Genomic DNA, 25124 nt, shown 5'->3' on the forward strand with positions numbered 1-25124 from the left:
TACTAAGCTTTTATTGGATATCTACTTATATCTGTAAATTTTTCCGACAAGAAGGGGAGCAAGGGGGAGGAGGCCGCATGCTTTAACAATGTTATATCATTTAATCTTTTCCGGATTGGCCGCTGTTGATCAAAGACGGGATACCTTACAGAAATGACTGTTTTGAGCCGAAAATGTCTTTCACCTGTTTCAAATCAGATTCTATTTGCCGGCATGAAGGGACGCGACCACCGTATCTCACCTCGTCGCAGTGGGACAACAGTCTGCTCAGGCTCTCATTTGAAGGGTGTGTACCGGTGACCGACTGGGGATCAACTTCACAATCCGCTGCAGCCAGATGCTGCACCAGTATGAAGAGGCAACTGTAAAATTTCTCGACATCTCCAGCCGCAAACGCCTGCTCGACCTGGGCCATAAGAGAAGCCAGGTCGGCTGGGTGGCAGGATGCGGACGGCACTGCGCGGCGCTTCCGCCAGAGAAGGAAGGAAAGCGGGGCCAGCAGCAGGAGGGGAACGAGGATGAACCAGGCGGACGCGGGACCGGGCCGGGCCAGGGACCGGGAAAGAGGCGCCTTTGACGTCGCATCCGGCAGCCCGGCAGCAGACCGTTGCGGCGGTGAGACACGAATCGGCACGCTGGCGGTAAGGGTGCGGTAGCTCTGGGACTGCGGGTCGAAGTAAGACCAGACGACCGGAGGGACCGGGCCGGGGTGATCGGGAACAAGCACCTGTTCGCAACGGAGCTGGCCATCGGTTTGTGAAGCCCGCACGGGGTAGCTCCTGAAACCGCCTCCTGCCAGGCTGGGGCAGGCAGCGGACGTGAGATTGCCCGTGCCGCCGATGACGGCGGTGATCGTCAGAGGATCGCCAACCACGGCAGAGTCAGGTTTAGCGACGACATTCATGGTGAAGCTGCCGACAGCCCCACTGAAAGTGTCCGGACGGCCTGCTGCAGGGAGCGGGAGCACAGTCAGGCTGACCGGTTCGGAAACCAGCGAAACCGTGCGCGGCTCGACGCCGCCGAAAAAGGCGGAACTCCCCTGCGCTGCCTCCATAACTTCGCAATCCAGGCGGGCAGGCCCGATCAGGAAGGTCCCGGCCTTGTCCGGGGTTACCGTCCCGCTGAAGCCGAAGACCTGAGCGCTCTCCCCCTCCCCCTGCCGGGGTTCGGCAGCCCCCGGCACAACGGCAGGGAGCCCGTGCGTCTCGATGCGCGGATATCCGACATTGCGGATGGTGCGACCGGAGTTCCGGAGCCTGACCGTAAGCGACACTGTCTCGCCGGCATAGACCCGCGTGCTGGCGAGATCGAGGCCGAGTGCGAGCCCATCCTGCGGATTGCCGGCGGCAAGAGCGTGCGGAACCAACACAACGGCTGACAGCACAAGGGCCAGCGGTATCAACAAATTCCGCATGCGCAACAGACTGGATTTTATGACGTTCAGTGCCCGCATCGCCTCACCAGTTCTTTTCTGGGGGGGACAGACTTTTCCCGTCCGAGGAAGAAGGCGTTGCGGAGCGGAGCGACTCCCTCCCCCTCGCCTCGTCGAGCAGCCGGAGCGCCTGGTTTCTGTCCATGGCAGCCGGCCGCCTTGCTCCCTCGGAGTCCATGTCGGTAGCCTTTCCGGGGTGCGCGCCATCCTTGGCCGGGTCTCTCTGTCCGGTCCGCTTTCCTGCAGCATCCTCTGGTGCACGCTGCTGCGCGTTGGCGCCACGAGGGGCGTCTCCCTTTTTCTCTTCCGTTCGGAGCCGAATGGCGGCCAGGCGCATCCGGGCCGACTGCAGATTGGCCAGCACCGCTCCCTCGCCGGGATGCAGCGACAGGGCACGCTCCAGATGCGTCACTGCAGCTTCGAGGTGGCGTTCTGCCCTGCCGTTCGCCGTTCGCCGTTCCGCGAGCCGGATGTCGGTTGTACCGAGATTGTAGAGCGCCATCCACTGGAGGTCCCTGTCGTCAGTTTCGGAGCTGGCGCGGAAATACCCTGCAGCCGCGGAATAGTTGTCCATCCGGTAGGCGGCTGCGCCGCTGTTGAGAAGCGCTGGCTCGCCCTTTAGAGGGGACCTGACGAGAGAAGACCAGATCGCGAGGGCAGCCGGGTAATCCCCTGCGGCGAAGAACCGATCTGCCCGCCGCAGGCGCCATTGCATGCCGTCGTAAAAGAGCGCCGCGGCCAGGGCGGCAAGGAGTATGACCGCAAGGAATCGTTTCATGGCGCTGACCTTCTGCCCGAAAGGAACAAACCCAGGCAGGAGATGAGCAGAGCGGCGGACAGCGGCACGGCATAGCGCTCCGCCAGCCTCTGCCTGCGCTGCTTTTGCTCCGTATGGCGCAAGGTAACGCGAAGCTGCATCATCCGTTCGCTCAGGCCGCTTCCATCCGCGTTGACCGGTGCTGCTGACGGATCGATCAGCTTCAGCGATGCGAGGTCCGCCCTGCTCTTCACAACCGCCCCATCCCTTCCCTTGACAAAGGTCCCGTCGGGCAGTGGCATCAGACCGCCCGCGGGTGTGCCGACCAGCGCGGCAAGGGTCACGACCCCCTGCCGGCGGAGCTCGACCAGGGCAGGGTCGATGCCGCCGGCATGGTCTTCGCCATCGCTCATGAGCACCAGGAGCCTTCCCCCCTGCGGCGTGCCGCGGAAAGCCTTCCCCGCCTCGCCGAGCGCCGCGACCAGCGAACTCCCCCCCTTGGGGAGCGTGTCGGTGCCGAGTTCGTCAAGCATCCTGAGGGCCATCTGCTGATCCGTGGTAAAGGGGCAGACGGTAAAGGCGCTGCCGGCAAATCCCACGATCCCGATCCTGTCCGCGGGAGACGACGCCACTGCCCGGGCAACGGCCAGTTTGGCGACCGCAAGCCGCGACGGCGAGAGATCGTCCGCAAGCATGCTGCGCGAAAGATCGATGGCAAAGAGCAGATCAATGCCCGTCCGGCAATGCTCCTCCTCCACGATACCCCATTGCGGGCGCATGAGCGCCGCAACCAGCAGCAGCATGGTCAGGGCCGGCAGCAGCAGGCGGACAAGCGGTCCGGGCCTCCCCTGGCGGCCGAGCAGCCCCGGTAACAGGTGCGGCTCGGCAAACCGGCAAAGGTCCTCCGTCCGTTTCCGCTCGGTACGCAGCCTGAATAGCAACACCAGAAGCACCGGAATAACGAGCAGTCCGTAGAGAGGCGCGGCAAACTCCATCTCAGGGCAACCTCCCGAGCCGACCGGAGAGCAGCAGCTGTTCGAGCATCATGAGGCAGAGGGCGGCGGTGAGCAGATACGGGAACAGCTCCCGGACACTCTGCCCCTGTTTTTCTTCGATCTTCCTCTTTTCCAGGCGGTCGATCTCCTGGAATACCGTCTGCAGCGACTCCGCGCCATCGGCCCGGAAATATTCCCCGCCGGTAACGGATGCAATCTTCCTGAGCACCGGTTCATCCAGGTCAGCGCTGATCTTGCGCCAGACCTGCCCCCCCAGGGGGTCTTCCACCGGGAAGAGCGCCCCCCCTTCCCCACCGATGCCTATGGTATGGACCTTGATGCCCAGAGCGGCAGCAACGGAAGCCGCAGCAGAAGGGGTCAGACCGCCGGTGTTGGACCTGCCGTCGGTCACGAGGATGACGGTCCTGCTTTCGGCCGGGGAAGAGCGGAGACGGTTGATCGCCGCAAGCAGACCGTCGCCCAGCGCGGTGCCATCTTCGACGCTTCCTGCCTCAAGCCGCGCAATTGCGCTGCGAAGCCAGACATGGTCGAGGGTAAGGGGCGCAACCGGATAGGCCCTGGCGGCAAAGGCGACGACCGCAACCCGGTCCCCCTGCCGACGGGAGACGAAATCACCGGCGATCCGCTTCGCAATGGCGAGCCGGCTTCCGTCCCGCTCCGGTGTGCCGCGATCGACGGCCAGCATGCTGGTCGACAGGTCCAGTGCAAGGGCGATATCGATCCCCTTCGAGGTGACAGTGGTGACGCTGTTCAGCAGTTGCGGGCGGGCAAGGGCACTAATGGCAATCAACAGCGACAGGACGCGAAGCAGCGGCAGCAGGCGGGAAAGCCTTACCCGCGGGGAGTTGCCGAGCGCCTGCATCGACTCCGCTGCGGGAAAGCGGATGGCTCGGGGGGGCCTTCCGCTGCCGGCGACCAGGATCAGCACCGGGACGAACAGCAGCCAGAGCAGGTGGGGATCGTGGAAGGTCACCGGCCTACCCCCGTCAGGTTCTGGGCGACACCCAGGGCATCATCGAGGGCAGTGTCAGCATCACCCTTCCCCGGCGCAACGCCGCCGAAGCGGACCCTGTCACAGCGGTCAAACAGCAGTGCCATTGTGCCGAGCGCCTCCTCGGGGACGATCCCCCGCGCCCCCTCGATCAGTTCCCGGCCCGTCAGCGATGGGCGGTTTTCGGCCGGCAAGAGGGAACGGAGCAGTTGGGAAAGCCGCTCGAACAGCAGAGAATCGGTCAGTTCCCCGCGCTGATGTGCGTCCCGCAGGGCAAGCAGTTCGGCAAGAAGGGGGTCGGCTGCGGCATCGGGCAGGGAATCCCTCCCCTTTCGTCCGGGCAGGCGGAAGAGCAGTACCCCTGCAGCCAGGATCAGGATGGCGGCAGAGGCCGCAAACGGAGGGAGACCGGAGGGACGAACAGGCCCCCGAATGTCGTGGATATCGGCGGATGGCCCGTCCGTAGCTGTTGCAATGGCTGTTGCGGCGACAAACAGGGTCAACATGCAGGCAAGAGCACGCATCAGCCTTCTCATGGCCTCCTCCCGCGGCATCTGTCCCGGAAATATCCGATCAGTGCATGCAGGGGTGAAACCTGGGTGCCGAGGTCGAGATAGCCGGCGCCGGCGCGCACTATCTCCTGCTTTCGTGCAAGCCGCCTCGATTCGGTCAGAAGACGGTACCCTTCGCGGGTCGCCCGGTCGCTGGAATCCAGACAGACGCTCGTACCCGTCACCGGGTCGCCGAGCATCACCAGCCCGGCATCCGGCAGTTCATGTTCCGCCGGATCGCTCAGCGCGACCGCTATGACATCGTGACGGGCCGCCAGGGATGCAAGGGAACGGAACGGCAGCGGTTCGATGAAGTCGGAGAAGATGCAGACAACAGCCCTCCCCTTGAGCAGACGATGAAGGTGATCGATCGCTTCCATGAGGCCACGCCCCTCAAGCGGCGCGATTTCCGGCGTCATGGCCTCCCTGACCAGCCGCAGGGTGTGTCGTTTCCCCTTTCCGGGGCCCAGATAACGAAGGCTGCCGTCGCCCAAAGAGAGAAGCCCGGTTCTGTCGTTGGAGCGAAGCGCGGCAAATGCCAGGAGAGCAGCCGCCTCTGTCGCTGTCCGGAGCTTGGTGGATCTGACAGTGCCGAAATCCATGGATGGGGAACGATCGATGAGCATGATGAGTGTAAGTTCACGCTCTTCCACAAACCGCTTGACGAACGGGCACCCCTGGCGTGCCGTCACATTCCAGTCGATGGAACGGACATCGTCACCCGGCTGGTACTCCCGAACCTGGTCGAATTCGATGCCGCGTCCGCGGAAGGCGCTGCGGTATTCACCCGTGAAGATGGCCGTGGCAAGACGGGAGGCTGTTATCTGCAGCCGGCGCACCTCTTTGCCCTGGCTGCAGGCATGTCCAGGGTCTGGTAGCTGCACGGTCAGGGAACTCTGATGTTCGCCAGGATATCGGCAATCAGATGGTCGGTGGAAATGGCATCCACCGCAGCTTCGTAGCTGAGGATGATCCGGTGCCTGAGGATGTCGGGCGCGATATCCTTGATATCCTGGGGCACCACATACGCCCGGCCGCGGATGAGCGCCAGCGCACGGGAGGCCATGGCCAGATAGATGCTGGCGCGGGGCGAGGCACCGAACTCGACGTAGTGTGCGGACCGTTCAAGCCCGCACCGGGAGGGGTCGCGAGTGGCAAAGACGATGTCGAGAATGTACTGCTCGATCTTCTCGTCCAGGTAGATTGCATCCACAACGGAGCGCAAATGGAGGATGTCCGGCGGATGGAGCAGCGGCTGCACGTCCGGCAGCGGCGATGCATGGGCCGATCGGCGGATGATCTCCCGCTCCTCGTCCCACGAGGGATAGGTAATGGACGTTTTCATCATGAACCGGTCCATCTGGGCCTCAGGGAGCGGATAGGTCCCTTCCTGCTCGATCGGGTTCTGGGTGGCCAGCACCATGAACAGGCCATCGAGGGGATAGGTGGTCTCGCCGATGGTTATCTGCCGCTCCTCCATCGCTTCCAGCAGGGCGCTATGGACCTTGGCCGGCGCCCGGTTCACTTCGTCCGCCAGCACGATGTTGGCGAAGATGGGGCCTTTCCTGGTCGTGAACACCCCCTCGCGCGGGTTGTAGATGAGGGTACCGACCAGGTCGGCAGGGAGGAGATCCGGGGTGAACTGGATCCGCTGGAAACGGGCATCGACCAGCCGGGCCAGTGTCTTGACCGCCGTGGTCTTGGCAAGTCCGGGCACTCCCTCGATCAGGATATGCCCATTGGCGAGCATGGCCACGAGAATGCGCTCCAAAAGCTGCTGCTGGCCGACAATGACTGTCTCCACCGCAGAGACGACCTTGCGGATCAACGCACCTTCGGCTTGTACGAAACGATCCATTTTTTCGAGTTCAGAATTCACTGCAGTCCCCAATGTGTGCGTAGGATAGACTCCACCACATGGAGAATATATATCAGAATATTTATTGGCCCGCACCAGATTCTGAAATTATCGGGATTCAGATGGTTGCTCGATGCAGAAGGCCGTCCTGCCTGCAGAATTCACACAATTGTAACTCAAGCCCCCAAGCAGAGCGACGATACGCCTTAGAGCACGAGGAGCTGGTCTTTCGGCCCGGCAGAAGGTGCCGCACCGGCAGGACGACAGACCAGCATCGAAATCGGGAGAGCAGAGTGCAGGAACATTCTACCCAGAACAGCACGATCCCGGTCGGGGGCCTCATCAGCTCCAGCGAACGGGTTGCGCCCCAAACTGTCGTGAGTGCGGTTTCCGACCTCTTTTTCAGCACCCCCAACCTGGAAGCACTGGCCGTGATCGACGGGAAGAAGCCTCAGGGGCTCATAACGCGGACAAAGCTGTTCTTCACCCTCTCCCGCAGATTCGGCAATGAACTCTATGCCAGGCAGCCGATCATCTCCATAGCCGACACCGCCCCTCTGGTCGTTTTCGACGACGAACAGCTCGACGAGGTAATCGACAAGGCCTTTGCCAGGTCGCCGGAGAACACCTATGACGAGATCATCGTCACACGCGCAGACGGGACGTACCTTGGCCTCCTGTCAGTCAAACAGCTCGTTATCGAGCAGAGTAACGCCCTCTCCCGGAGCGTCCTCCTGGAAGAGCTGGCAACTGCCCGGGCGCAGGAACTGGAAAGGATCAACCAGGTAAAAACGAAGTTTTTGGCCAATGTCACCCACGAACTCCGCTCGCCGGTCAACGCCATCATCGGCCTGGCCGAACTGCTGCGGATAGCCTCTGAACAGGGATCGATGGAACAAGTGCGAGAACGCCTGACCTTCATGATTTCAACGGCAACGAACCTCAGGGGGGTCATCACCAATATCCTCGACCTCTCCAAGATGGAAGCGGGAAAGATGGAAGTGGCGCACCAGCTGGTCGATCCGGGACCGCTGCTCTCCGAGATCGCCGAGACAACCCGCATTCTCGTTGGGACCAAACCGGTCAACGTGGATGTCGTGGTGCCCGTTGAACCGGTCATGATCTCAACGGACCCGATCAAACTGCGGCAGATCATGACGAACCTGACCAGCAACGCGGCAAAGTTCACCGATCGCGGCTCCATAGAGATTGGTCTCTCCATCCTCGACAACGGCATGGAATTCCGGGTCCGCGACACCGGCATCGGCATCAGGGAAGAGGACCTCAACCTGATATTCAGCGCCTTCGGCCAGGTCGAGGATGCCTCGACCAAAACCCACGAAGGGACCGGTCTCGGCCTGACAATCAGCAGGAACCTCGCAAAACTCCTCGGCGGGACCATTTCCGTCAGCAGCACCTACAGCTGCGGCTCGACATTCAGCCTGTCGCTGCCGCTCAAACAGATCGAAACAGAAGGAGAGCAGAGCCATGCAGCATAAACAGACCGTGATGGTAATCGATGACGACGACATCCACCTCTATACGACAAGCGAACTCCTCAGCAGCAGCCGGATCGACGTAGTCACGCATCAGGGCTCCTTTGGGGCCACCTCCAGAATAAAGGCTGTCAAGCCGGACCTGCTGCTGCTCGACGTGAACATGCCGGCGCTCTCCGGGGCAAACCTCACCGACATCATCAAACCGCTCTGTGCGGAATTGCAGACGCCCATCGTCTTCTATTCATCCAATGACGAAGAGACCCTGCGCGAACTCGTGGCTGCCCATGGGGCACAGGGATATATCTGCAAGGGAGACGTCACCGCGCTCCGCAACAAGGTGAACGCCTATCTCGCCGGTGTGCACAAATAGCCCCCCCGCCGGTACACCTCCTCCTGAAGCTCCAGCGACACATCGCGGAGAGCCGACAACCCTGCAACGGAAATCGTACGTGTTGCCCCGCAAACGCAAAAAACCCCTCATCTGCACTCTCTGATTTGTGTATCAGATTGTGTATCAGATGAGGGGTCTGCGCTTAATAACTAGCATTTTCAGCTAGTTATATTAAATGGTGGCGGTGCAGGGACTTGAACCCCGGACACTACGGATATGAGCCGTATGCTCTAACCAGCTGAGCTACACCGCCGAACCTGGTTGTTACTGACACAAAAAACCTCCTTGGCGAACCAAAGAGGGAGGCGCCTATCTGTGCTGCGGATCTGCGCCAGAACGGATTGTTTATATACTTCATGCACCGGTTGCTGTCAAGCAAAAAGAGTGTGAAACTCAAGGGTATCATGCCGGCGAAAAAGATGCGGGGTACCAATTAAGGCACCCCGCATCTGATGTGCCTGCAGGACGTTGCGATCAGATCAGGCCATGGGCGACCATGGCGTCAGCCACCTTGATAAAGCCGGCAATGTTGGCACCGAGTACGTAGTTGCCCGGAGCGCCATATTCTTCGGCGATTTCATAACAGAGCTTGTGGATACCGACCATGATGTTTTCGAGTTTCTTTTCGGTGAAATCGAAACTCCAGGAATCGCGGCTGGCGTTCTGCTGCATCTCCAGGGCAGAGGTTGCAACCCCGCCGGCATTTGCGGCCTTACCCGGACCGTAGGAAATTTTGGCATCGAGGAAGACCTTGACGCCTTCAGGGGTGGTCGGCATGTTGGCACCTTCGCCAACCGCGATGCAGCCGTTCTTGACCAGGGTCTTGGCATCCTTGCCATTGATCTCGTTCTGGGTTGCGGACGGCATCGCCACCTGGCAGGGGATCTCCCAGATGTTGCCGTTGGCGATATACTTGGCATCCTTGTGGTAGGTAGCGTAGTCCTGGATACGACGACGCTCGACCTCTTTCAGCTGCTTGATCAGCTCCACGTCCAGACCCTTCTCGTGATAGATGACGCCGTTGGAGTCGGAGCAGGCAACGCACAGACCGCCGAGCTGGTGGATCTTCTCGATGGTGTAGATCGCCACGTTGCCGGAACCGGAAACAAGGCAGACCTTGCCGTCAAAGGATTCCTTGCGGACCTTGAGCGCTTCGTTGATGAAAAAGGTGGCACCGTAACCGGTCGCTTCGGGACGAACGAGAGAACCGCCCCAGCTGAGGCCTTTACCGGTCAGGACACCAGCTTCATAGCGGTTGGTTATCCGCTTGTACTGGCCGAACATGTAGCCGATTTCCCGGCCACCCACGCCGATATCGCCGGCAGGTACGTCGGTGTGCTCGCCCAGGTGGCGATAGAGTTCCGTCATGAAGCTCTGGCAGAAGCGCATCACTTCGTCGTCCGTCTTCCCCTTGGGATCGAAGTCGGACCCGCCTTTGCCACCGCCGATGGGCATGCCGGTGAGCGAGTTCTTGAATATCTGCTCGAACCCGAGGAATTTGATGATACCGAGGTAGACGGAGGGGTGAAAACGAAGGCCGCCCTTGTAAGGTCCAAGGGCACTGTTGAACTCGACGCGGAAGCCGCGGTTGATGTGCACCCGCCCTTTGTCGTCCTGCCAGGGCACTCTGAAGATGATCTGGCGCTCAGGCTCGCAGATCCGCTCGATGATCTTGCGCTCCATGTACTCGGGGTGTTTCACCATGACCGGTCCCAAAGATTCGAGAACCTCACGGACAGCCTGGTGAAATTCAACCTCACCCGGATTTCGCTTCAGGACATCCTGATAAACTCCTTCCAACTTCTCGTCGAGCTGCATCGTCATGATACCCTCCATTGCTTAATATAGTGGCACAATATTTTGAGCGATGCGGCATCACTCTTGACAGGCCACAGAATTGAGCAGCTGAAATGCATCATATGCGCCACAATTAGGCAGCTGCCGTTATTTTATGCACTAGCGGTTAAATAACGTGCAGTTACAGGGGCGGGCATGCACAGCATTTCATCATATCCGCACCCACAGTGACTATCATTTCTACACTCTTAATACGCAAAACAACTCTGCGGTGCGATGGCCCGCAACTCTTCATTGACAAGGATGCCGAATTCCTGTTTAGTGACAGGATGCGACGCACTCCCCAAACAGCAAACCCTTCCCCGCCACATGCAGCCATAAAGGCAGGAACCCTGCTCGACCTGGTGATCTCGGATCTTGACGAGGAAGGCTACGGCATCGCAGATCACGAGGGGAAAAAGTTCCTCGTATCCGGAGCGTTTCCTGGTGAAACGGCACGCAGCCGGGTCACCCATTCCGGTCGACGTATCTCCTTTGCGACAACGGTCAAAATCCTCAGGCATTCGCCGGCACGGCTCGTCAAATCGCCCTGCGCAATGCACGACTGCGACGGATGCCCACTCGTTGCTATGAACTATCCTGCCCAGCTGGCCTGGAAAGGCGCCTTCATAGCCAAGCAGATGAGCGGCTACGAATCCCTTGCCACCGCGCGTATCCTGCCGGTAATCGCCTCGCCCGCCCAGCTCGGCTACCGGAACACGGCCAAACTGGTGGTTGCCGGCAAGCATGCGCAGCCTCTCATCGGCATGTATCGACGCAACACCCATGACGTCATCGACATGGTAGACTGCCCGCTGCACCACCCACTCATCAATCGCATCATTGCTGCGGTCCGAACCGGGATAAAAAAGGGCAAGGTCGAGATCTACAGCCCGCGAACAGGCAACGGTCTGCTCCGTTACCTGGTGATACGGGTCTCGGAAACGGCAAACCAGGCCATGGTGGTGTTCGTTACCAGCGGGAAAAACTACAACGAGATCCACCACCTGGCGAAACATGTCCAGTCAGCGGTCCCCGAGGTCGTTGTTACGGCGCAGAACAGCAACAGTTCGGAGGGAAATGTCATCCTGGGCGACCATGACCGTTTCCTCTCCAGGGAACGGTCTCTGACTGCCACCATAGGAACGACACGCTTTACCCTTTCCCCCCGTTCCTTTTTCCAGGTGAACAGCGGCGGTGCGGCCATCCTCTACGATACGGTCAGGGATTGGGCCGGATTGACCGGTAATGAGCTGGTTATTGACCTGTACTGCGGCGTTGGCGGGATCTCTCTCTACCTTGCAGGCAAGGCAGGTGAAGTGATCGGCATCGAGGTGGTCGAAGCGGCTGTTGTGGATGCAGTGCGGAATGCCCGCCTCAACGGCATACGGAACTGCCGGTTCGAAACGGGTGATGCTGCAGAGTTACTGGCAGAACTGCAAAACGAGCATGAACGGGTCGACGTGATAGTGCTCAATCCGCCCCGCAAGGGGTGCGAACAGACAGTGCTGGAGCGGGTAACGGCGCTCGGGCCGGCGAAACTGATCTATGTCTCCTGCTCCCCCGTCTCCCTGGCGCGCGATCTGGATATCCTCGCTGGTCTTGGCTACCGCACCGACACGATACAGCCGGTGGACATGTTCCCCCAGACACCGCACGTGGAGAACGTTGCCCTCCTTATCAGGGAATAACCTCAGCCCTCATCACTTCCCGCCATTGTGCAGATACTCGGCAAGGATCGAACGGCTGTGCTCGTCATCATGGCACCAGACGCAGAGATTCTCCCAATTGCTCCCATCCGACGGGTTGTTGTGATGGTTTCCGTCCCGGTGATGGACCGTGAGCAGGTGCAGGTTGTTCCGTTCAAACTCCCGCCCGCACTTTGCGCAGATCCAGCCATGCAGTTCGAGAGATCGATCCCGGTAGTTCCCTGTTGTCCTCTGTTCCGATTTCAGCTGCCTGACCAGTTCGTCCAGCTCTTCCTGGCTTTTAGCCGGCATGGGGCGCGGTCTTCGCGACCGGTTGACGGGAGACATAGTCACTCCTCCGATAGTGCGAAATGAAAAGGGCGCCCCACGAGGGACGCCCTTTTTATGCACAATTTTTCACCGGGCTACTTGCGCAGCACCTTGATGATTGCCGAAAAATCCTCTTCCCCGCGGCCATCCTTGTCCGCCTGCTCGTAGATCTTGCAGACCGCTTCTGCCCCCGGCAGGGTGAGTCCCAGCTTTTTGGCCTTTTCCATCACCAGTTCCAACTGCTCGTGAACGTATTTGAGGGCCAGGTTGCGGGTAAAATCTCCGCGTGCCATGGTCCGCCCCTTGGAGTGGAAGAGCGGAGAAGCTACCCCGCCGCAATCCAGCACCTCGAGGATCTTGTCCGCGGAAAAGCCCATCTTCTCGCCGAAAACGAGCCCTTCGGCAAGCGCCTGCATCAGTTCGGCCTGGACCAGGTTGACAATGAACTTCATGCGGGTAGCATCGCCGATGCCGCCGACATGGATGATATTCAGGCCGAAGAAGGAGAAGAGCTCGCGGCAGCGTCCAACCAGCGCCGGGTCCCCACCGGTGAGAATGGTCAGGAGTCCGTTTGCGGCATGCTCTTTGGTCCCCCAGACCGGGGCATCGAGGAACATCACGCGATGGTTCGCAGCCTCTTCGGCCATTTCCATCGTGCTCTGCAGGGAATGTGTCCCCATATCCACCAGGATCGTACCGGCGTCGATGCCGGAAAAGAGTCCATCGGGACCGTAGATATCAGGGCGGAGACGTTCCTTTTCAGGACGTATCAGCACCACCATATCCCGTCCCTTGGCAGCCTCTCTGGGCGTGGCGGCCCCGGAAGCACCCTGTTTCACCAGTTCGGCTACCACTGATGGGTCTGAATCATAGACCGTCAGATCATAGTGTCCCTTCGTAAGATTGGCAGCCATGTGACGGCCAACCGTACCCAGTCCGAGAAAACCGATATTCTTCAGCATGCCCGACCTCCTGTATCATTCAAGAATAAAACAAACCATGTTTTTTTCATATTACATGCTCAGCTCAAACAAGACAAGTGCGTAGAATGAGAAAAAATCGCATGTATCGCCTATCGAGAGGTTTTGACACCGCAACGATCGCAGAAGGCCAGCAGATGACAGATGCTGCAGTGCGGAGAGATCGGTCGGCAGAGGTTCTGGCCGAAGGTAACCAGCAGATCATTGATCTCGATCCAGTATTCGGTAGGCAGCTTCTGTCGCAGGGCACTTTCGGTTGCTTCGGGTGTCCCTGTCTTCACGTATCCCCATCGATTGCAGATGCGGTGAACATGCGTATCGACGCAGATTCCCGGCTTTCCGAACCCCAATGTCACGACCAGGTTCGCTGTTTTGCGCCCCACTCCCTTCAGGGTCAGAAGTTCGTCAAGATCTCCGGGGACCTTCCCTCCATATCGCTCCAGCAGGGTTCGGCAGATTTCTATGATCTGCCGGGTCTTGTTGCGATAGAAACCAACGGGGTAGATAGCAGTCTCGATTGCTTCCGGAGCAAGAACCATCATCTTTTCAGGAGTATCGGCCAGGGCAAAGAGCCGTTCACTGGCCGGTCCGGTTGTCTGATCCTGAGTGCGCAAAGAAAGGATACAGGAGATGAGCACCTTGAACGGATTGCCTTCCCGCTGGGAAACGATGGTCACTGCCGGTGACTGCCAAGCGAGCACATCACTCCGCAGGATTCTCACCACCTCGTGGATATCGTCATCCCTCAAGCAAGCCCTCTATTGCGGAATATCCTCATGAGCAGCACACCCAGCACCGACAGGCAGGCCCCGACACAGAGAAAGAGATAACCGATGGTCCGCCCTTCTCCCCAACCGAACAGGTCACGTCCCTTCATGAGAAAAATCAACGCAAGACCGCCAAAAGCAGAGATACCACCCAGGATATAGACGGCAAAAGCCACCACTGCCAATGCAATTCCCTGTTGTTTTGCCATACTCCCCCCATCGTGTACTGCGGCATTCTAACCGATGTCCAGGGTCATCGCAACCATTATCAGCGTGACATTACCAAGGCAATCGGGCATAATCAGCGCGAACGGACAAAAATTTACAACCCCCTGCACCCAGACAATGAACCGCATAGATCTCCACCTGCACTCCTGCCATTCCGATGGGACTCTGACACCCGCACAGGTGGCGTCCATGGCCGCCGACCAAGGGTTGATGGCCATTGCCCTTGCCGACCACGATACCGTATCGGGTATAGACGAATGCATTTCCTCCGGGGAACGGCACCGGATCGAGGTGATCCCGGCAGTGGAACTATCCGTAGAGTATGGCGGATACCGGGATATCCATCTGCTCGGATACTTCATCGACCACAGGGACACGTCATTCCTGGAAAAGCTGGAGCAATTCCGCGTCCGGCGGATGCAGAGGGGAGCAGAAATCATTGACCGGATCAACGGGAAGCTGAGACAGGAAGGGAAACCCTGCATCAGTTATGCGGATGTCCTCAGCCAGTCGGTCGAGGCCCTCGGGCGACCCCATATTGCCAGGGTCCTGGTTGCACAAGGGTGCGCGAGCAGCATGGAAGATGCCTTCGACAGGTATCTCATCCCTTGCGACGTCCCCAAACTGTACTTTCCCCTGCACGAAGCCATTTCCGAAATCAAGCGCATCGGTGGGCTCTCGGTTCTGGCACACCCGACAAGCATTACCCGTGACCGTTCCCTGCTGCGGGAGCTGCTGATAGCATTCACAGGTCTTGGCCTGGACGGACTGGAGACATACAACACCCTCTGCAGCGCCGACGAACGCGACTTCCTGCTCGGAATTGCCCGTCATTACCGGTTGGCAGTTACCGGAGGCTCTGATTTCCATGGCAACGAGGACGATGACCGCATGGGAATTGGCGGCAACAGGGGTCCCATCACCTATGAACTGGTACAGAAACTCAAGGAGCGGCTCGACGAGGTGCGTGCCGCCATGGGAACCTGAGATGGCCGATGCCCGTGAAGTCCTCGAAATGATGCGACAAGTCGCAAAGATGCGTCTCGAATTGCTTGAGCAGGGGACCACGTTCCATTCCCCGCACCGGGCTGCCTTTTACCTGCAGGAATATCGGGAGCGTCTCGCTACCATCGAGAAGCTGATCCGGCAGATCAGCATCCACATCGTCCAGCCCGCCCCAAAAGATGACCACCAATAGAAAAAGGCTCTGACGAGCCCTTTTCCATACCCCACATGTAAGTAACGGCTATTCCCGGTGAGCCGAGGAAAAACCGACTACCTGAAGATGATCCTGCACATTCTTGACACCCTTGACCCGCGAAATGATATCCACGGCTGTTTTTCGCTCTTCTTCGGAATGTACGTGGCCAGAGAGGGTAACTTCGCTGTCTGACGAGGTGATCTTGAAGTGGAGGTAGTCGAGGCGGTCCGACTTCAGGAGTTCGGTTTCCACCCGCTTACTGAGGATGATATCCTCCAGCATTGCCATCGAAGAGGTTTCGCCTTCCTTGAGGCGCGGGTCTTTGGCCGCTGCAACGATGCAATCGACGATCGCCCCGGCAGACATCTGCGACGTATTGAAAACCAGATCATAGCCGAGCGGGTCTTTCCAGTCGCGATTGAAATAGAAATGGATGAATCCACCCCGCTGATGATCGCACTTGCGGATCAGGTGCCTGGCAAGCTCTGGGTCCATCCATTCACGCTCGGCAAATCTCTCCACCCGCTCTTCGAAAGGAGCATTGAAGCGGATGCGCAGGAGATTGGACATGCCGATCAGGAGATCCTGCCCTCCCCTGCCATACAGGATCACGTTTCCCGTACGTGCAAAGTCGAGCAGTGCCAGCTCGATGGTCGCAAGATGAGCAGCTTGGCGACGATCCTCGGCCGTCATGTAAACAGGCGGCTTTTCATCGACCCGTTCGAGGATTTCCTGACTCAACCCGTACTTATGAGCATGGTCGGCAAGTTTTACCCCGTCAACAAGTGAGTAACGGAGCTTCTTGGCAACATCCTGAGCAATCTTGTATGCACCGGTGCCCATTTCGCGGGAAATGGTAATAATCGCCATCTGAACGTAACCTCCTCTAAGCTGACCTCTCCGTCTACCGAAAACCAGCGGGGATGCTATCATGGAATTATCGCCCGTTCAAGGCATAACACGCTGAATGGCCGGATATTCCCCCTACTCGAGCCTGATCCGTTTAACCCCTTCCAGCACGGCAATGCGGTCGGTCAACCGTTGAAACTCGCCACGGGTACGACTTCGCACATCAACCTCGAAGCGTATATCTCTCGCCAAGATATCCTTTTCGATCCCGATGCTGACGACCTCCATGGAGCACTCCGCCAATACCATCTCGATCCGCATCAACTGGCCGTCCAGATCGTCACTCCAGACCAGGATCCGCAGGTAGGTATCCTTTTTCAGCCGGTTTTCCAGTTTTTTCAGAAAGACGAGATTAGCCACCGCCAAAACGGTCACCAGAATGGCAGCCAGGTAAAGCCCCCCGCCAACAGCGACACCGATTGCTGCGGCAACCCACAGACAGGCCGCAGTGGTCAGCCCCCTGATCGAAGCCTTTTCGCGGATGATGGCACCGGCGCCGAGAAAACCGATCCCCGCCACAACCTGAGCGGCAATCCGGCCAGGATCGACACCTACGGGACCTTGCCCGGAGAAATTACCGAACCGATGGTAGAAATGGATAGAACTGACAACAAACAGTGTCGCACCGAGAGATACCAGCAGATGCGTGCGAAAACCGGCCGGGCGCCCGTGGACTTCCCGCTCGAGCCCTATCAATCCTCCGAGCAGGGAGGCCAACACCAGTTGAAACGCTATCTCCCAGGAAAACCCCATTTCCATCAATCACCTTCCAAATACAGATTGCCCCGTGAATCCAGGCTAGGGAGAAATCACCTGAACGAGATAGTCAATACGATCTTTGCAGACCGGTCGCAGCAGTTGAGCACCAGCGGCACCTGAAGCGCCCCCGATTCGTCAACTTCAGCCGGACCGGCAACGGAAATCAACGGTTTATCCTGGTCGCCGTCCCCTTCCCTGGCAGGCATATCGATCGACATCTCAACTGCCGGCACAATAGCTGCCACCGGAGAGTCGGCCACCTCCGGTATTGGAGCCTGTTGACGTGCCGGGGCCAGGTCCCTGAGCGAGGATACCGTAGATTGCAGCAGCAACCCCAGATCTTCCAGGTTATTGAGGATGGTATCCATTAATTCCCCAATCGCTTCCATCACCCCTTCCCCCGATGTCGCGCTAACCGGGACAAGAGGCCGCTGGCCGATTCCCAACGCCTCCCGCATCTGTTCCATCGGCAGGGCATCCGGCAGATCCCGCTTGGTACAGAGGACCAAAGATGCAACCTCGTCCAGATTCTTGCCGTAACCATGAAGTGCAGTCTGTACCTCATCCAGGAGATCACTGTTGGCTGACTGCCGGGCCGGGTCGGAGTCCAAAGCAATGGCAAGTCCATCAACGCCCTTGAGCACCATTTTCCAGGCATTCTCCTGGGTAACGTCCCCAGTCAGGGTGTAGATATGGAAACGGACCCGGTAACCATCAGGTTCTCTCCCCTCGGGATGGGTCAGATCGAAGAAAAGCATGCGATCCTGCTGCAGTGCCATGCTGCGGAGCGGTCCGCGCAATCCGGGCGGCAGCTTGCTGCAGATTGCCTTCAGGATTGACCCTTTCCCTGCTGCAGAAGGGCCGCAGTAGACGATCTTCGCATTGATCTCACGTTTGGCGTGATTGACGAGTGCCATGGGCTCCTCCGGTTAATCTTTCTTTTTGTTCATCAGGAGACGGCGCGCCTGGGTAGCAATGACAGTGGAAACGTTTTTGCTTTTGGCCAGGGCGGCAACATCCTTTTCACCCAACGATGCCATGAATCTGAGGGCAAAGGGAAGCGGCGTCTTGTTGTTCTCCACCAAGGCCTTGCGGATCGGGTATTTTTTGACCCACTCCTTATTGACGCAGATAGCCCGGATGATTTCATCATTCATTCCGGTCAACTTGGCGATGGTGAGTATTTCGGCATCGGTAATACGGGGATTTTTCATGACTGAACCGGACACCATCTTATTGGAATCCTTGATCATGATCGATCGCCATTCCTTGTCGCCGGTCAGGGCGACCTTTACCTTCTCTGCCACGCCCATGGTCTGCGCCAACTGGTACTTGGACCGGAATTCCTCGTTCTCCTCAGCCTCTTCTTCCGGCTCGATCTCCTCTTCCGAAGATTCCTCGTCCGGGAGTTCACCCACATCCTCAGCTTCTTCTGCAATCTCGTCCAACTCCGAGGTCACCGCAAGGATGTCCACAGCCCCCTGCACGCCATGGACGGCGAGGAATTCCAGGGTCTCCTGGTATACCGCAGGGTGTTGTGCGATCAGCCCGGCAATATCCCGTTTGCCAAAGTGCAACCGGGCCAGGATATCGAGAATCCGTGGATGGGTTCCCGGCGCGACAACAACTCCCGCAAGGCGGTCGTCTCCCAACTCCCGCAGGGTAATCCGTGCCGTGGTGCTCACTTCGGTCTCAGGATCGTGGCACAGATAATAGAGGACGGCAGCCAGATCGGCACTATCACCGGGGACCTCGCCACGAGCGGCCTGCAGCTTCACTTCCAGCGGCACATCGGCTGCAACGAGCGCCGCAGCCGATGGAGAGACTTCGAGAAGTAACGGTTCCGCCACGTCAGCACACTCACTTTCCGGCAGACTGGACGCTCGCCCCGATACCGGCCTTCTTCAGACGTGCAGTCATCTCGTCCGCTTTCGACTTCACCTTGGCCTTGGCAGTAACCCGATAGACCGGCACCTTTACCGAGGCCTTGCGAACGGTTACCTGCAGCCCTTTTGCAGCCAGGCGGTCCCGTTCCGATGCAGCGCGTTTTTCCAGCTCGTAAGACCCGGCATAGACCTGATACTTGCCATTCAGCGGCAGGACAAAGACACCGTCTGCCGTCTTGCTCAGCTTTTGCTGTTCGTCGCGCGCTGCCTGAACGTCATCATACTCGGCCACAAAGAGCCGCTGCATGGTGCGGTCCTCATGACTGAGCTTCTTTTCGACAGAGGTGAATCCCGCCTTTTTCAACTCAGCCACAATCTGGTCGGCTTTTCGTGCCGAAAGGATCTCTCCGGACTCCAGCCTGAAGAGCCCCGGCTGTGATTCCTTTGCTGCCGGACCCTTTGCGGGCGCCTTCTTCGCCTCCTTGGCAGCGACTTGCTTTTCGGACGGCTTGGCGGCAGTCGCCTTGGCTACCTTTTTCGGCTGGGGCGAGACCTTCTCCGTGGCGGTCTTTGCAGGCGGTTTGGCCGGAACAGCCTGTTTTTCGGTCTTCACGGGCTTTGCGGCTGGCTGCGGCGTTGGAGCTGATGCCACAACCTTCGGCTTGACCTCGGCAGGTTTTGCCGGAGCGGCTGCCGGCTTTGCCACTGGCGGGGGGACCTGCTTCGGTGCAGCCTTGGATGCCACTGGGGCAGCCTTTTCAGCAGGAGTAGGAGTAACCGGCGGCGCCGTCTCCTTGGCCGCAACTGCCTGTTCCTTCGTTGCCTGCTCGTCAGGACGGGGGGGCATCGGTTGCTTGATCTGCTGAGCCTGCGGTGGAGGAACCGGAGATTCGCCACCATGCTGCTTGATCAGCCCGGTAAAGAAATAGAGATAGCCAAACACCGCCAGCAAGATTGCCAGCACGCAGAGAAGCAGTTTCTGACTGCTTCCCTTCTGGGAAGAATCCGACCGCTGTTCCTCGTCATGGTGTGCATCGTGAGGGATCATGACCCTACCTCCACGGGATTATTGGGAAGCTGGCACAAAAGCCGATACAGTCCCAGGCATAGGTATCAGCAACAGAGGAGGCACAAGGCCTCCTCCCGCTGCAATTCATCCATCGTCTTCTTAATGACCGTTCGCCTGCGCCTCGGCAATGACCTTCTGGGCAAGATGGGTCGGCACCTCTTCATAATGGGAGAATTCCATGGTAAAGAGGCCACGGTCGCTGGTCATAGAGCGAAGATCGTTTGAATAGGCCAGCACTTCGGACATCGGCACAACCGCGCGGATGATCTGAGAATTGGCCTTGGGCTCGACACCGACAACCTTGCCTCGACGTGAGTTGATATCGCCGATGACATCTCCCATGTTCTCGTCGGGCACGGTAATCTTCATGTTCATGATCGGCTCCAGGATGACCGGCTTGCACGATTCCATCGCCTTTTTGAACGCCATGGAGCCCGCAACCTTGAATGCCATCTCTGAGGAGTCAACAGTATGGAACGAGCCGTCGAACAGCGCGACCTTGAAGTCCACCACCGGGTACCCGGCAAGGAAGCCTTCCTGGCAGGCTTCCTGTATCCCCTTGTCCACGGCGGGGATGTACTGACGCGGGATAACCCCGCCCACAATCTTGTCCTCGAAGAGGTAGCCCTCTCCCCGGGGCGTGGGAGCCATCTCTATCCAGCAATCGCCATACTGCCCCCGGCCGCCCGACTGCTTCTTGTACTTGCCCTGCACTTTGGCCGTGCCGCGGATGGTTTCCAGATACGGGACCTTGGGGGTCTTGAGCAGAACTTCCACGTTGAATTTCCGCTTCATTTTCTCGACGATCACATCCAGGTGCACCTGCCCCATGCCCGAGATGATCATCTCCTTGGTCTGGGTGTCGCGATGCGACTCCAGCGTCGGTTCCTCCTCGATCATCTTGTGGAGAGCGCCGTGGATCTTGTCCTCATCGTTCTTGGTCTTGGGCTCGATAGCATAGGAAATAACCGGCTTGAGCAGTTTTGCCGGCTCGTACACGATGGGTTTGTTGGGATCGCACAGGGTGTCGCCGGTAATGGTTTCCTTCAGTTTTGCCACTGCCACGATATCGCCGGCAAAGGCCTGCTTGACCGGCTTCTGCTTCTTCCCTTCCAGTTCGTAGATCTGACCGATCCGCTCATCCACCCCCCTGGTGGAGTTGAAGATGGTCGAATCGGAGTTGAGCACCCCGGAGTAGACCCGGAAAATGGTGATCTTGCCGGTGTACGGGTCCGAGGTGGTCTTGAAGACCAGGGCAGAAAAGGGTTCTGCCTCGTCGGGAGCGCGTTCTTCGACCGCTTCGGTCTTGGGATTGGTCCCCACAGCCTTGGTCCTGTCCAGTGGCGAGGGGAGATAGCTGCAGATTGCATCGAGGAGCTGTTTCACCCCGATATTCTGGGTAGCCGAACCGCACAGGACAGCCGTAAAGGTGTTGCGCATGGTGCCGACCCTGAGGCCGTCCATGATCTCTTCTTCGGTCAGTTCACCGGTTTCCAGGTACTTCTCGGTCAGCGCGTCATAGGCTTCGGCCACCGTCTCAACCATGTGTTCACGCAGTCGTTGTGCCTCATCCAGATAATCTGCAGGGATCTCAATTTCCGTGAACTGCCCGGACAGGTCCTTTTCGTATCGATAGGCCTTCATCCGGATGAGATCGACAACGCCCTCAAAGCTTTCCTCAGCGCCGAGCGGCATCTGGATCGCCACTCCACGGGACTTGAGAGCCTTTTCCATATCGTCGATGGCACGCAGGAAATTTGCCCGCTCGCGATCCATCTTGTTGACAAAGGCGATACGCGGGATCTCGAATTCATTGGCCCAATTCCAGACCTCTTCGGTCTGCACCTTGACCCCGGAAATGGCGGAAAGGATGACCACGGCACAATCCAGCGCACGCATGCAGGCACGGGTATCGGCGATGAAATCGCCATAGCCCGGGGTATCCACGAAGTGGATGGAGTGGTCGTTCCACTCGCAATGGTCCAGCGCCGAGGTAATGGAAATCTTGCGTTTGATCTCCTCAGGTTCGAAGTCCATGGTGGAAGTGCCGTCGTCAACGCGCCCCAGGCGGTCGTTCATCCCTGTATCGAACAGGATCGCCTCTGAAAGCGACGTTTTACCGGCCCCTCCATGGGCCACAATGCCGAGGTTTCTCACTTTCGCTGTGTCGTTCTTGGCCATAGAACTCCCCCCCTTGCGTGTGTGGATCAGGTTGATAACCTGTCGTCATACCTCCCGGTTACGCTGGTGAATGATACGCAATCCCTCCAGCGTCAAAAACTCTTCCACCTGGTCGATGGTCTTTGATTCAGGAGCAATCAATCGTGCAAGCCCCCCGGTCGCGATCACCTTTGGATTATCCCGTGCTTCAGCCTTCATCCGTGTCACGATGCCGTCGACCAGCCCCACATAACCGTACACGATCCCGGCCTGCATGGAATTGACGGTATTCTTGGCAATGACCATCGGCGGCTTGGCGATCTCCACCCGCGGGAGCTTGCTGGCGCGCTGGAAGAGCGCTTCGAGCGAAATCTTCAGCCCAGGTGCGATGGCGCCGCCGCAATACTCCCCCTTGCCGTTCACATAGTCAAAGGTGGTAGCCGTGCCAAAGTCGACAATGATCAGGGCAGTCTGGTACGATTCATAACCGGCAACGGCATTGACGATCCGGTCTGCACCCACTTCCTTGGGGTTGTCGTAATGGATCGGCATCCCGGTTCTGATACCCGGCCCCACCACCAGCGGCCGCACGGTAAAGTACTGCTGGGCAAGGAGTTCCAGGACCCCGGTCAGAGGCGGCACAACCGACGATATGATGATCCCTGAGATATCAGACTGGTTGATCCCTGACAGCTGGAAGAGGTTGTGGAGCAAAATGCCGTATTCGTCGTGGGTTTTCGCCTTGTCGGTGGCTATCCGCCAGTTTCTGACCAGACGCACGTCATCGTAGACGCCAAGAACGATATTGCTGTTACCCACATCAATTACGAGCAGCACAGAAAACCTCCGCCAGCCAAAACACTCCCCGAGTCCGCCGCATCGGGTCGGGATTCATGCACAACGTTTCTCATCAGCTTCAAAGTATTCTCACATCGCCGGCAAGGACCCGCGCAACCGGACCGCCAGCCTGGTCTACCAGCAGGGCACCGCTGTCATCTATGCCCATCACGACACCTTCCAGGCGTTCTGTCGTACCGTCAACCGCAACCCTGAGGCCAACCATCCCGGAGCGCTCCAGCCATTCCTTCCGAACAGGATCATAGCCGTCCCGCAGGTAACGGTCATAGAGATCGTCCAGGGTCTCGATCAGCGTTCTCACGAACGAGAGCCGGTTGACCGCCTCCCCCGTTTCCAGGAACAGGGAGGTGGCCGGATGCCGCAGGTCATCGGGAAACTGGTCAGCCCGCATGTTCAGATTGACGCCGATACCGAGAACGATGAAATTTACCCGATCGACCTCGGCGCTCATTTCATTGAGCAGGCCGGCAACCTTTTTCCCGTTCACCAGGATATCGTTGGGCCATTTGATGAATGGTCGCAATCGCGCCTCGGACTCAATCGCCCGGGCTACGGCAACAGCAGAGAGAAAGGTGAGCTGGAAAGCTGCAACAGGGGGGATCGACGGACGCAGGATCAATGAGCAGTAGAGATTGACGCCGGGTGGCGAATGCCAGCTGCGGCCCAGTCTCCCTTTTCCCTGATTCTGGGCATCGGCCAGGACCAGGGTCCCCTCCGGAGCACCTTGTTCGGCGAGGCGATAGGCTTCCAGATTGGTGGAACCGGTGCCTGCAAGACAGATCACCTGATGGCCCAGACGATCTGTGGCAAGACCTGCGGTAACGGCAGCAGACGTCAGGACATCCGGGGACTCAACCAGCCTATAGCCGCTGGCATGAAGAGATTCTATCCGGTATCCCTGCCCCCTGAGGCCGGTGATATGTTTCCAGACGGCAGTGCGCGAAACATTGAGGACCCGGCTCAATTCCCCGCCGGAAATAACGCTGCCCCGTTCCCGGAACAGTTCCAGAATCTGCCGGTCGATCGCCCGGTCCACACTCTGGCCAGCCTTTCCCCTCAATATTCCTCCAGGAGCATGGAAATGTCCATGGCCCGCGCCGAATGGGTCAATGCCCCCACGGATATGATACTGACGCCGGTTTCAGCAATGCTGCGCACGGTGTCGAGGTTAACCCCGCCCGATGCCTCAAGAAGCGCCCTTTCGCCAACCAGCTCCACTGCCGTTCGCATGGCAGCCACGTCCATATTGTCCAGCATGATGATCTCAGCACCTGCAACAAGCGCCTCCTCAACCTGGGCAATGGTTTCCGTCTCGATCTCTATCTTCAGGGTGTGGGGGATGTAGGCCCGTGCTCTCCGGATCGCCTCGGTGATGCCACCTGCAGCGGCTATATGGTTTTCCTTGATGAGAACGCCGTCGTAAAGGCCGGTCCGGTGGTTGATGCCGCCCCCGACGCGCACGGCGTATTTCTCCAGCACCCTGAGACCAGGCGTGGTCTTCCGGGTATCGACGATACGTGCCCTGGTTCCCGCAACCTGTTCCACATAGCGGGCAGTCAGGGTTGCGACACCACACATCCGCTGCAACAGGTTGAGAGCCACACGCTCCCCTTGCAGCAGCAGGGCGGCATCACCGGCCATCTCGGCCAGGAGGCCTCCGCACGGCACCCGGTCACCATCACGGAAACACGGGGTAAAGGACGTCTGCGGATCGAGGAGCGCAAAAACCCGTGCGGCAACCTCAATCCCTGCCAGCACCAACTCTTCCTTGGCTATCAGGCGCGCATGAATCTGGCGCGACTGGGGGACAACCGCCAATGTGGTTATGTCACCAGTATGAATATCTTCGAACAGCGCATTTTCAATGATCCGGTCGACACCGGTCATAAGAATTCTCCAAGGGATAAGTAGCCAACTTATAACACAGGATCAAGTGCCCCGCAACCGCTAATGAAGGG

General features: G+C 58.7%; 25 protein-coding genes and 1 tRNA gene. 5 read left to right on the forward strand and 21 right to left on the reverse strand.

Translation table 11 applies throughout. The features are described 5' to 3' along the window. Positions 1-145: 145 nt before the first annotated feature. From GJT30_03285 to GJT30_03310, 6 genes are all read right to left on the reverse strand, one after another. Entirely contained in the window at positions 146-1681 is a 1536-nt protein-coding gene (locus tag GJT30_03285) for a hypothetical protein (protein MSM38633.1), read from the reverse strand. A gap of 525 nt (positions 1682-2206) precedes the next feature. Next, positions 2207-3184 carry a VWA domain-containing protein gene (locus GJT30_03290; protein MSM38634.1) on the reverse strand — a complete coding sequence of 326 codons (978 nt, stop codon included), beginning with the start codon at positions 3182-3184 and terminating at the stop codon, positions 2207-2209. 1 nt (position 3185) lies between these two features. Next, positions 3186-4178: a VWA domain-containing protein gene (locus tag GJT30_03295; GenBank protein ID MSM38635.1), complete on the reverse strand. Its 993-nt coding sequence runs from the start codon at positions 4176-4178 to the stop codon at positions 3186-3188. Further along, the gene (locus GJT30_03300; GenBank protein ID MSM38636.1) at positions 4175-4732 is read right to left on the reverse strand and encodes a hypothetical protein; all 558 of its coding nucleotides are present in this window, start codon (positions 4730-4732) and stop codon (positions 4175-4177) included. Before GJT30_03300 ends, GJT30_03295 begins: the two co-directional genes overlap by 4 nt. After that, positions 4729-5637 (reverse strand): DUF58 domain-containing protein, encoded by a 909-nt coding sequence (locus GJT30_03305; protein MSM38637.1) that lies wholly within the window; start codon positions 5635-5637, stop codon positions 4729-4731. Before GJT30_03305 ends, GJT30_03300 begins: the two co-directional genes overlap by 4 nt. Further along, entirely contained in the window at positions 5634-6605 is a 972-nt protein-coding gene (locus GJT30_03310; GenBank protein ID MSM38638.1) for an AAA domain-containing protein, read from the reverse strand. Before GJT30_03310 ends, GJT30_03305 begins: the two co-directional genes overlap by 4 nt. 59 nt (positions 6606-6664) lie before the next feature. Between GJT30_03310 and GJT30_03315 the strand changes: the two genes are divergently transcribed. Together GJT30_03315 and GJT30_03320 are read left to right on the forward strand one after the other, a co-directional pair. After that, entirely contained in the window at positions 6665-8104 is a 1440-nt protein-coding gene (locus tag GJT30_03315) for a sensor histidine kinase (protein MSM38639.1), read from the forward strand. Then, positions 8094-8474: a response regulator gene (locus tag GJT30_03320; GenBank protein MSM38640.1), complete on the forward strand. Its 381-nt coding sequence runs from the start codon at positions 8094-8096 to the stop codon at positions 8472-8474. Before GJT30_03315 ends, GJT30_03320 begins: the two co-directional genes overlap by 11 nt. A 197-nt stretch (positions 8475-8671) precedes the next feature. On the opposite strand, the gene GJT30_03325 is transcribed toward GJT30_03320, so the two are convergent. Together GJT30_03325 and GJT30_03330 are read right to left on the reverse strand one after the other, a co-directional pair. Next, positions 8672-8748: transfer RNA gene (locus GJT30_03325), tRNA-Met, on the reverse strand. Positions 8749-8969: 221 nt separating this feature from the next. Further along, on the reverse strand, positions 8970-10319 hold the full coding sequence (locus GJT30_03330; GenBank protein ID MSM38641.1) for an NADP-specific glutamate dehydrogenase: 1350 nt from the start codon (positions 10317-10319) through the stop codon (positions 8970-8972). Between the two features lie 302 nt (positions 10320-10621). On the opposite strand from GJT30_03330, the gene rlmD reads away from it, so the two are divergent. Continuing rightward, the gene (rlmD, locus tag GJT30_03335; GenBank protein ID MSM38642.1) at positions 10622-12022 is read left to right on the forward strand and encodes a 23S rRNA (uracil(1939)-C(5))-methyltransferase RlmD; all 1401 of its coding nucleotides are present in this window, start codon (positions 10622-10624) and stop codon (positions 12020-12022) included. 12 nt (positions 12023-12034) lie between these two features. Here rlmD and GJT30_03340 read toward each other — a convergent pair whose 3' ends face one another. The 4 genes from GJT30_03340 to GJT30_03355 form a co-directional block, all read right to left on the reverse strand. Further along, positions 12035-12367, reverse strand: coding sequence for an HNH nuclease family protein (locus tag GJT30_03340; protein MSM38643.1), 333 nt, complete (start codon positions 12365-12367; stop codon positions 12035-12037). Positions 12368-12444: 77 nt separating this feature from the next. After that, positions 12445-13311, reverse strand: coding sequence for an NAD-binding protein (locus GJT30_03345; GenBank protein MSM38644.1), 867 nt, complete (start codon positions 13309-13311; stop codon positions 12445-12447). Positions 13312-13421: 110 nt separating this feature from the next. Further along, the gene (locus tag GJT30_03350) at positions 13422-14078 is read right to left on the reverse strand and encodes an endonuclease III (protein MSM38645.1); all 657 of its coding nucleotides are present in this window, start codon (positions 14076-14078) and stop codon (positions 13422-13424) included. Then, positions 14075-14305: a hypothetical protein gene (locus tag GJT30_03355; GenBank protein MSM38646.1), complete on the reverse strand. Its 231-nt coding sequence runs from the start codon at positions 14303-14305 to the stop codon at positions 14075-14077. Before GJT30_03355 ends, GJT30_03350 begins: the two co-directional genes overlap by 4 nt. Before the next feature lie 136 nt (positions 14306-14441). On the opposite strand from GJT30_03355, the gene GJT30_03360 reads away from it, so the two are divergent. Further along, on the forward strand, positions 14442-15311 hold the full coding sequence (locus GJT30_03360; protein ID MSM38647.1) for a PHP domain-containing protein: 870 nt from the start codon (positions 14442-14444) through the stop codon (positions 15309-15311). 1 nt (position 15312) lies between these two features. Further along, complete coding sequence (locus GJT30_03365; GenBank protein ID MSM38648.1) at positions 15313-15522, forward strand: hypothetical protein; 210 nt, start codon at positions 15313-15315, stop codon at positions 15520-15522. A 48-nt stretch (positions 15523-15570) separates the two neighbouring features. Here the strand turns inward: GJT30_03365 and GJT30_03370 are convergent, their stop codons facing one another. From GJT30_03370 to nadC, 9 genes are all read right to left on the reverse strand, one after another. Continuing rightward, entirely contained in the window at positions 15571-16395 is an 825-nt protein-coding gene (locus GJT30_03370; GenBank protein MSM38649.1) for a BON domain-containing protein, read from the reverse strand. 114 nt (positions 16396-16509) lie between these two features. Then, positions 16510-17187, reverse strand: a complete 678-nt coding sequence (locus GJT30_03375) for an MgtC/SapB family protein (GenBank protein MSM38650.1) — start codon at positions 17185-17187, stop codon at positions 16510-16512. A 56-nt stretch (positions 17188-17243) separates the two neighbouring features. Next, positions 17244-18110: a hypothetical protein gene (locus GJT30_03380; protein ID MSM38651.1), complete on the reverse strand. Its 867-nt coding sequence runs from the start codon at positions 18108-18110 to the stop codon at positions 17244-17246. Between the two features lie 12 nt (positions 18111-18122). Next, positions 18123-19043, reverse strand: a complete 921-nt coding sequence (locus GJT30_03385; GenBank protein MSM38652.1) for a hypothetical protein — start codon at positions 19041-19043, stop codon at positions 18123-18125. A 10-nt stretch (positions 19044-19053) separates the two neighbouring features. Next, a complete protein-coding gene (locus tag GJT30_03390; protein MSM38653.1) occupies positions 19054-20127 on the reverse strand; it encodes a hypothetical protein in 1074 nt (357 codons plus the stop codon). A 120-nt stretch (positions 20128-20247) separates the two neighbouring features. After that, positions 20248-22329, reverse strand: coding sequence for an elongation factor G (gene fusA / locus GJT30_03395; protein ID MSM38654.1), 2082 nt, complete (start codon positions 22327-22329; stop codon positions 20248-20250). 45 nt (positions 22330-22374) lie between these two features. Then, entirely contained in the window at positions 22375-23145 is a 771-nt protein-coding gene (locus GJT30_03400; protein MSM38655.1) for a type III pantothenate kinase, read from the reverse strand. 79 nt (positions 23146-23224) lie between these two features. Continuing rightward, positions 23225-24226 carry a biotin--[acetyl-CoA-carboxylase] ligase gene (locus tag GJT30_03405; protein ID MSM38656.1) on the reverse strand — a complete coding sequence of 334 codons (1002 nt, stop codon included), beginning with the start codon at positions 24224-24226 and terminating at the stop codon, positions 23225-23227. Beyond that, positions 24223-25053, reverse strand: coding sequence for a carboxylating nicotinate-nucleotide diphosphorylase (gene nadC / locus GJT30_03410; GenBank protein ID MSM38657.1), 831 nt, complete (start codon positions 25051-25053; stop codon positions 24223-24225). Before nadC ends, GJT30_03405 begins: the two co-directional genes overlap by 4 nt. Between the last annotated feature and the right edge of the window lie 71 nt (positions 25054-25124).

Source organism: Geobacter sp. (assembly GCA_009684525.1).
Taxonomy (GTDB): Bacteria; Desulfobacterota; Desulfuromonadia; order Geobacterales; family DSM-12255; genus Geoanaerobacter.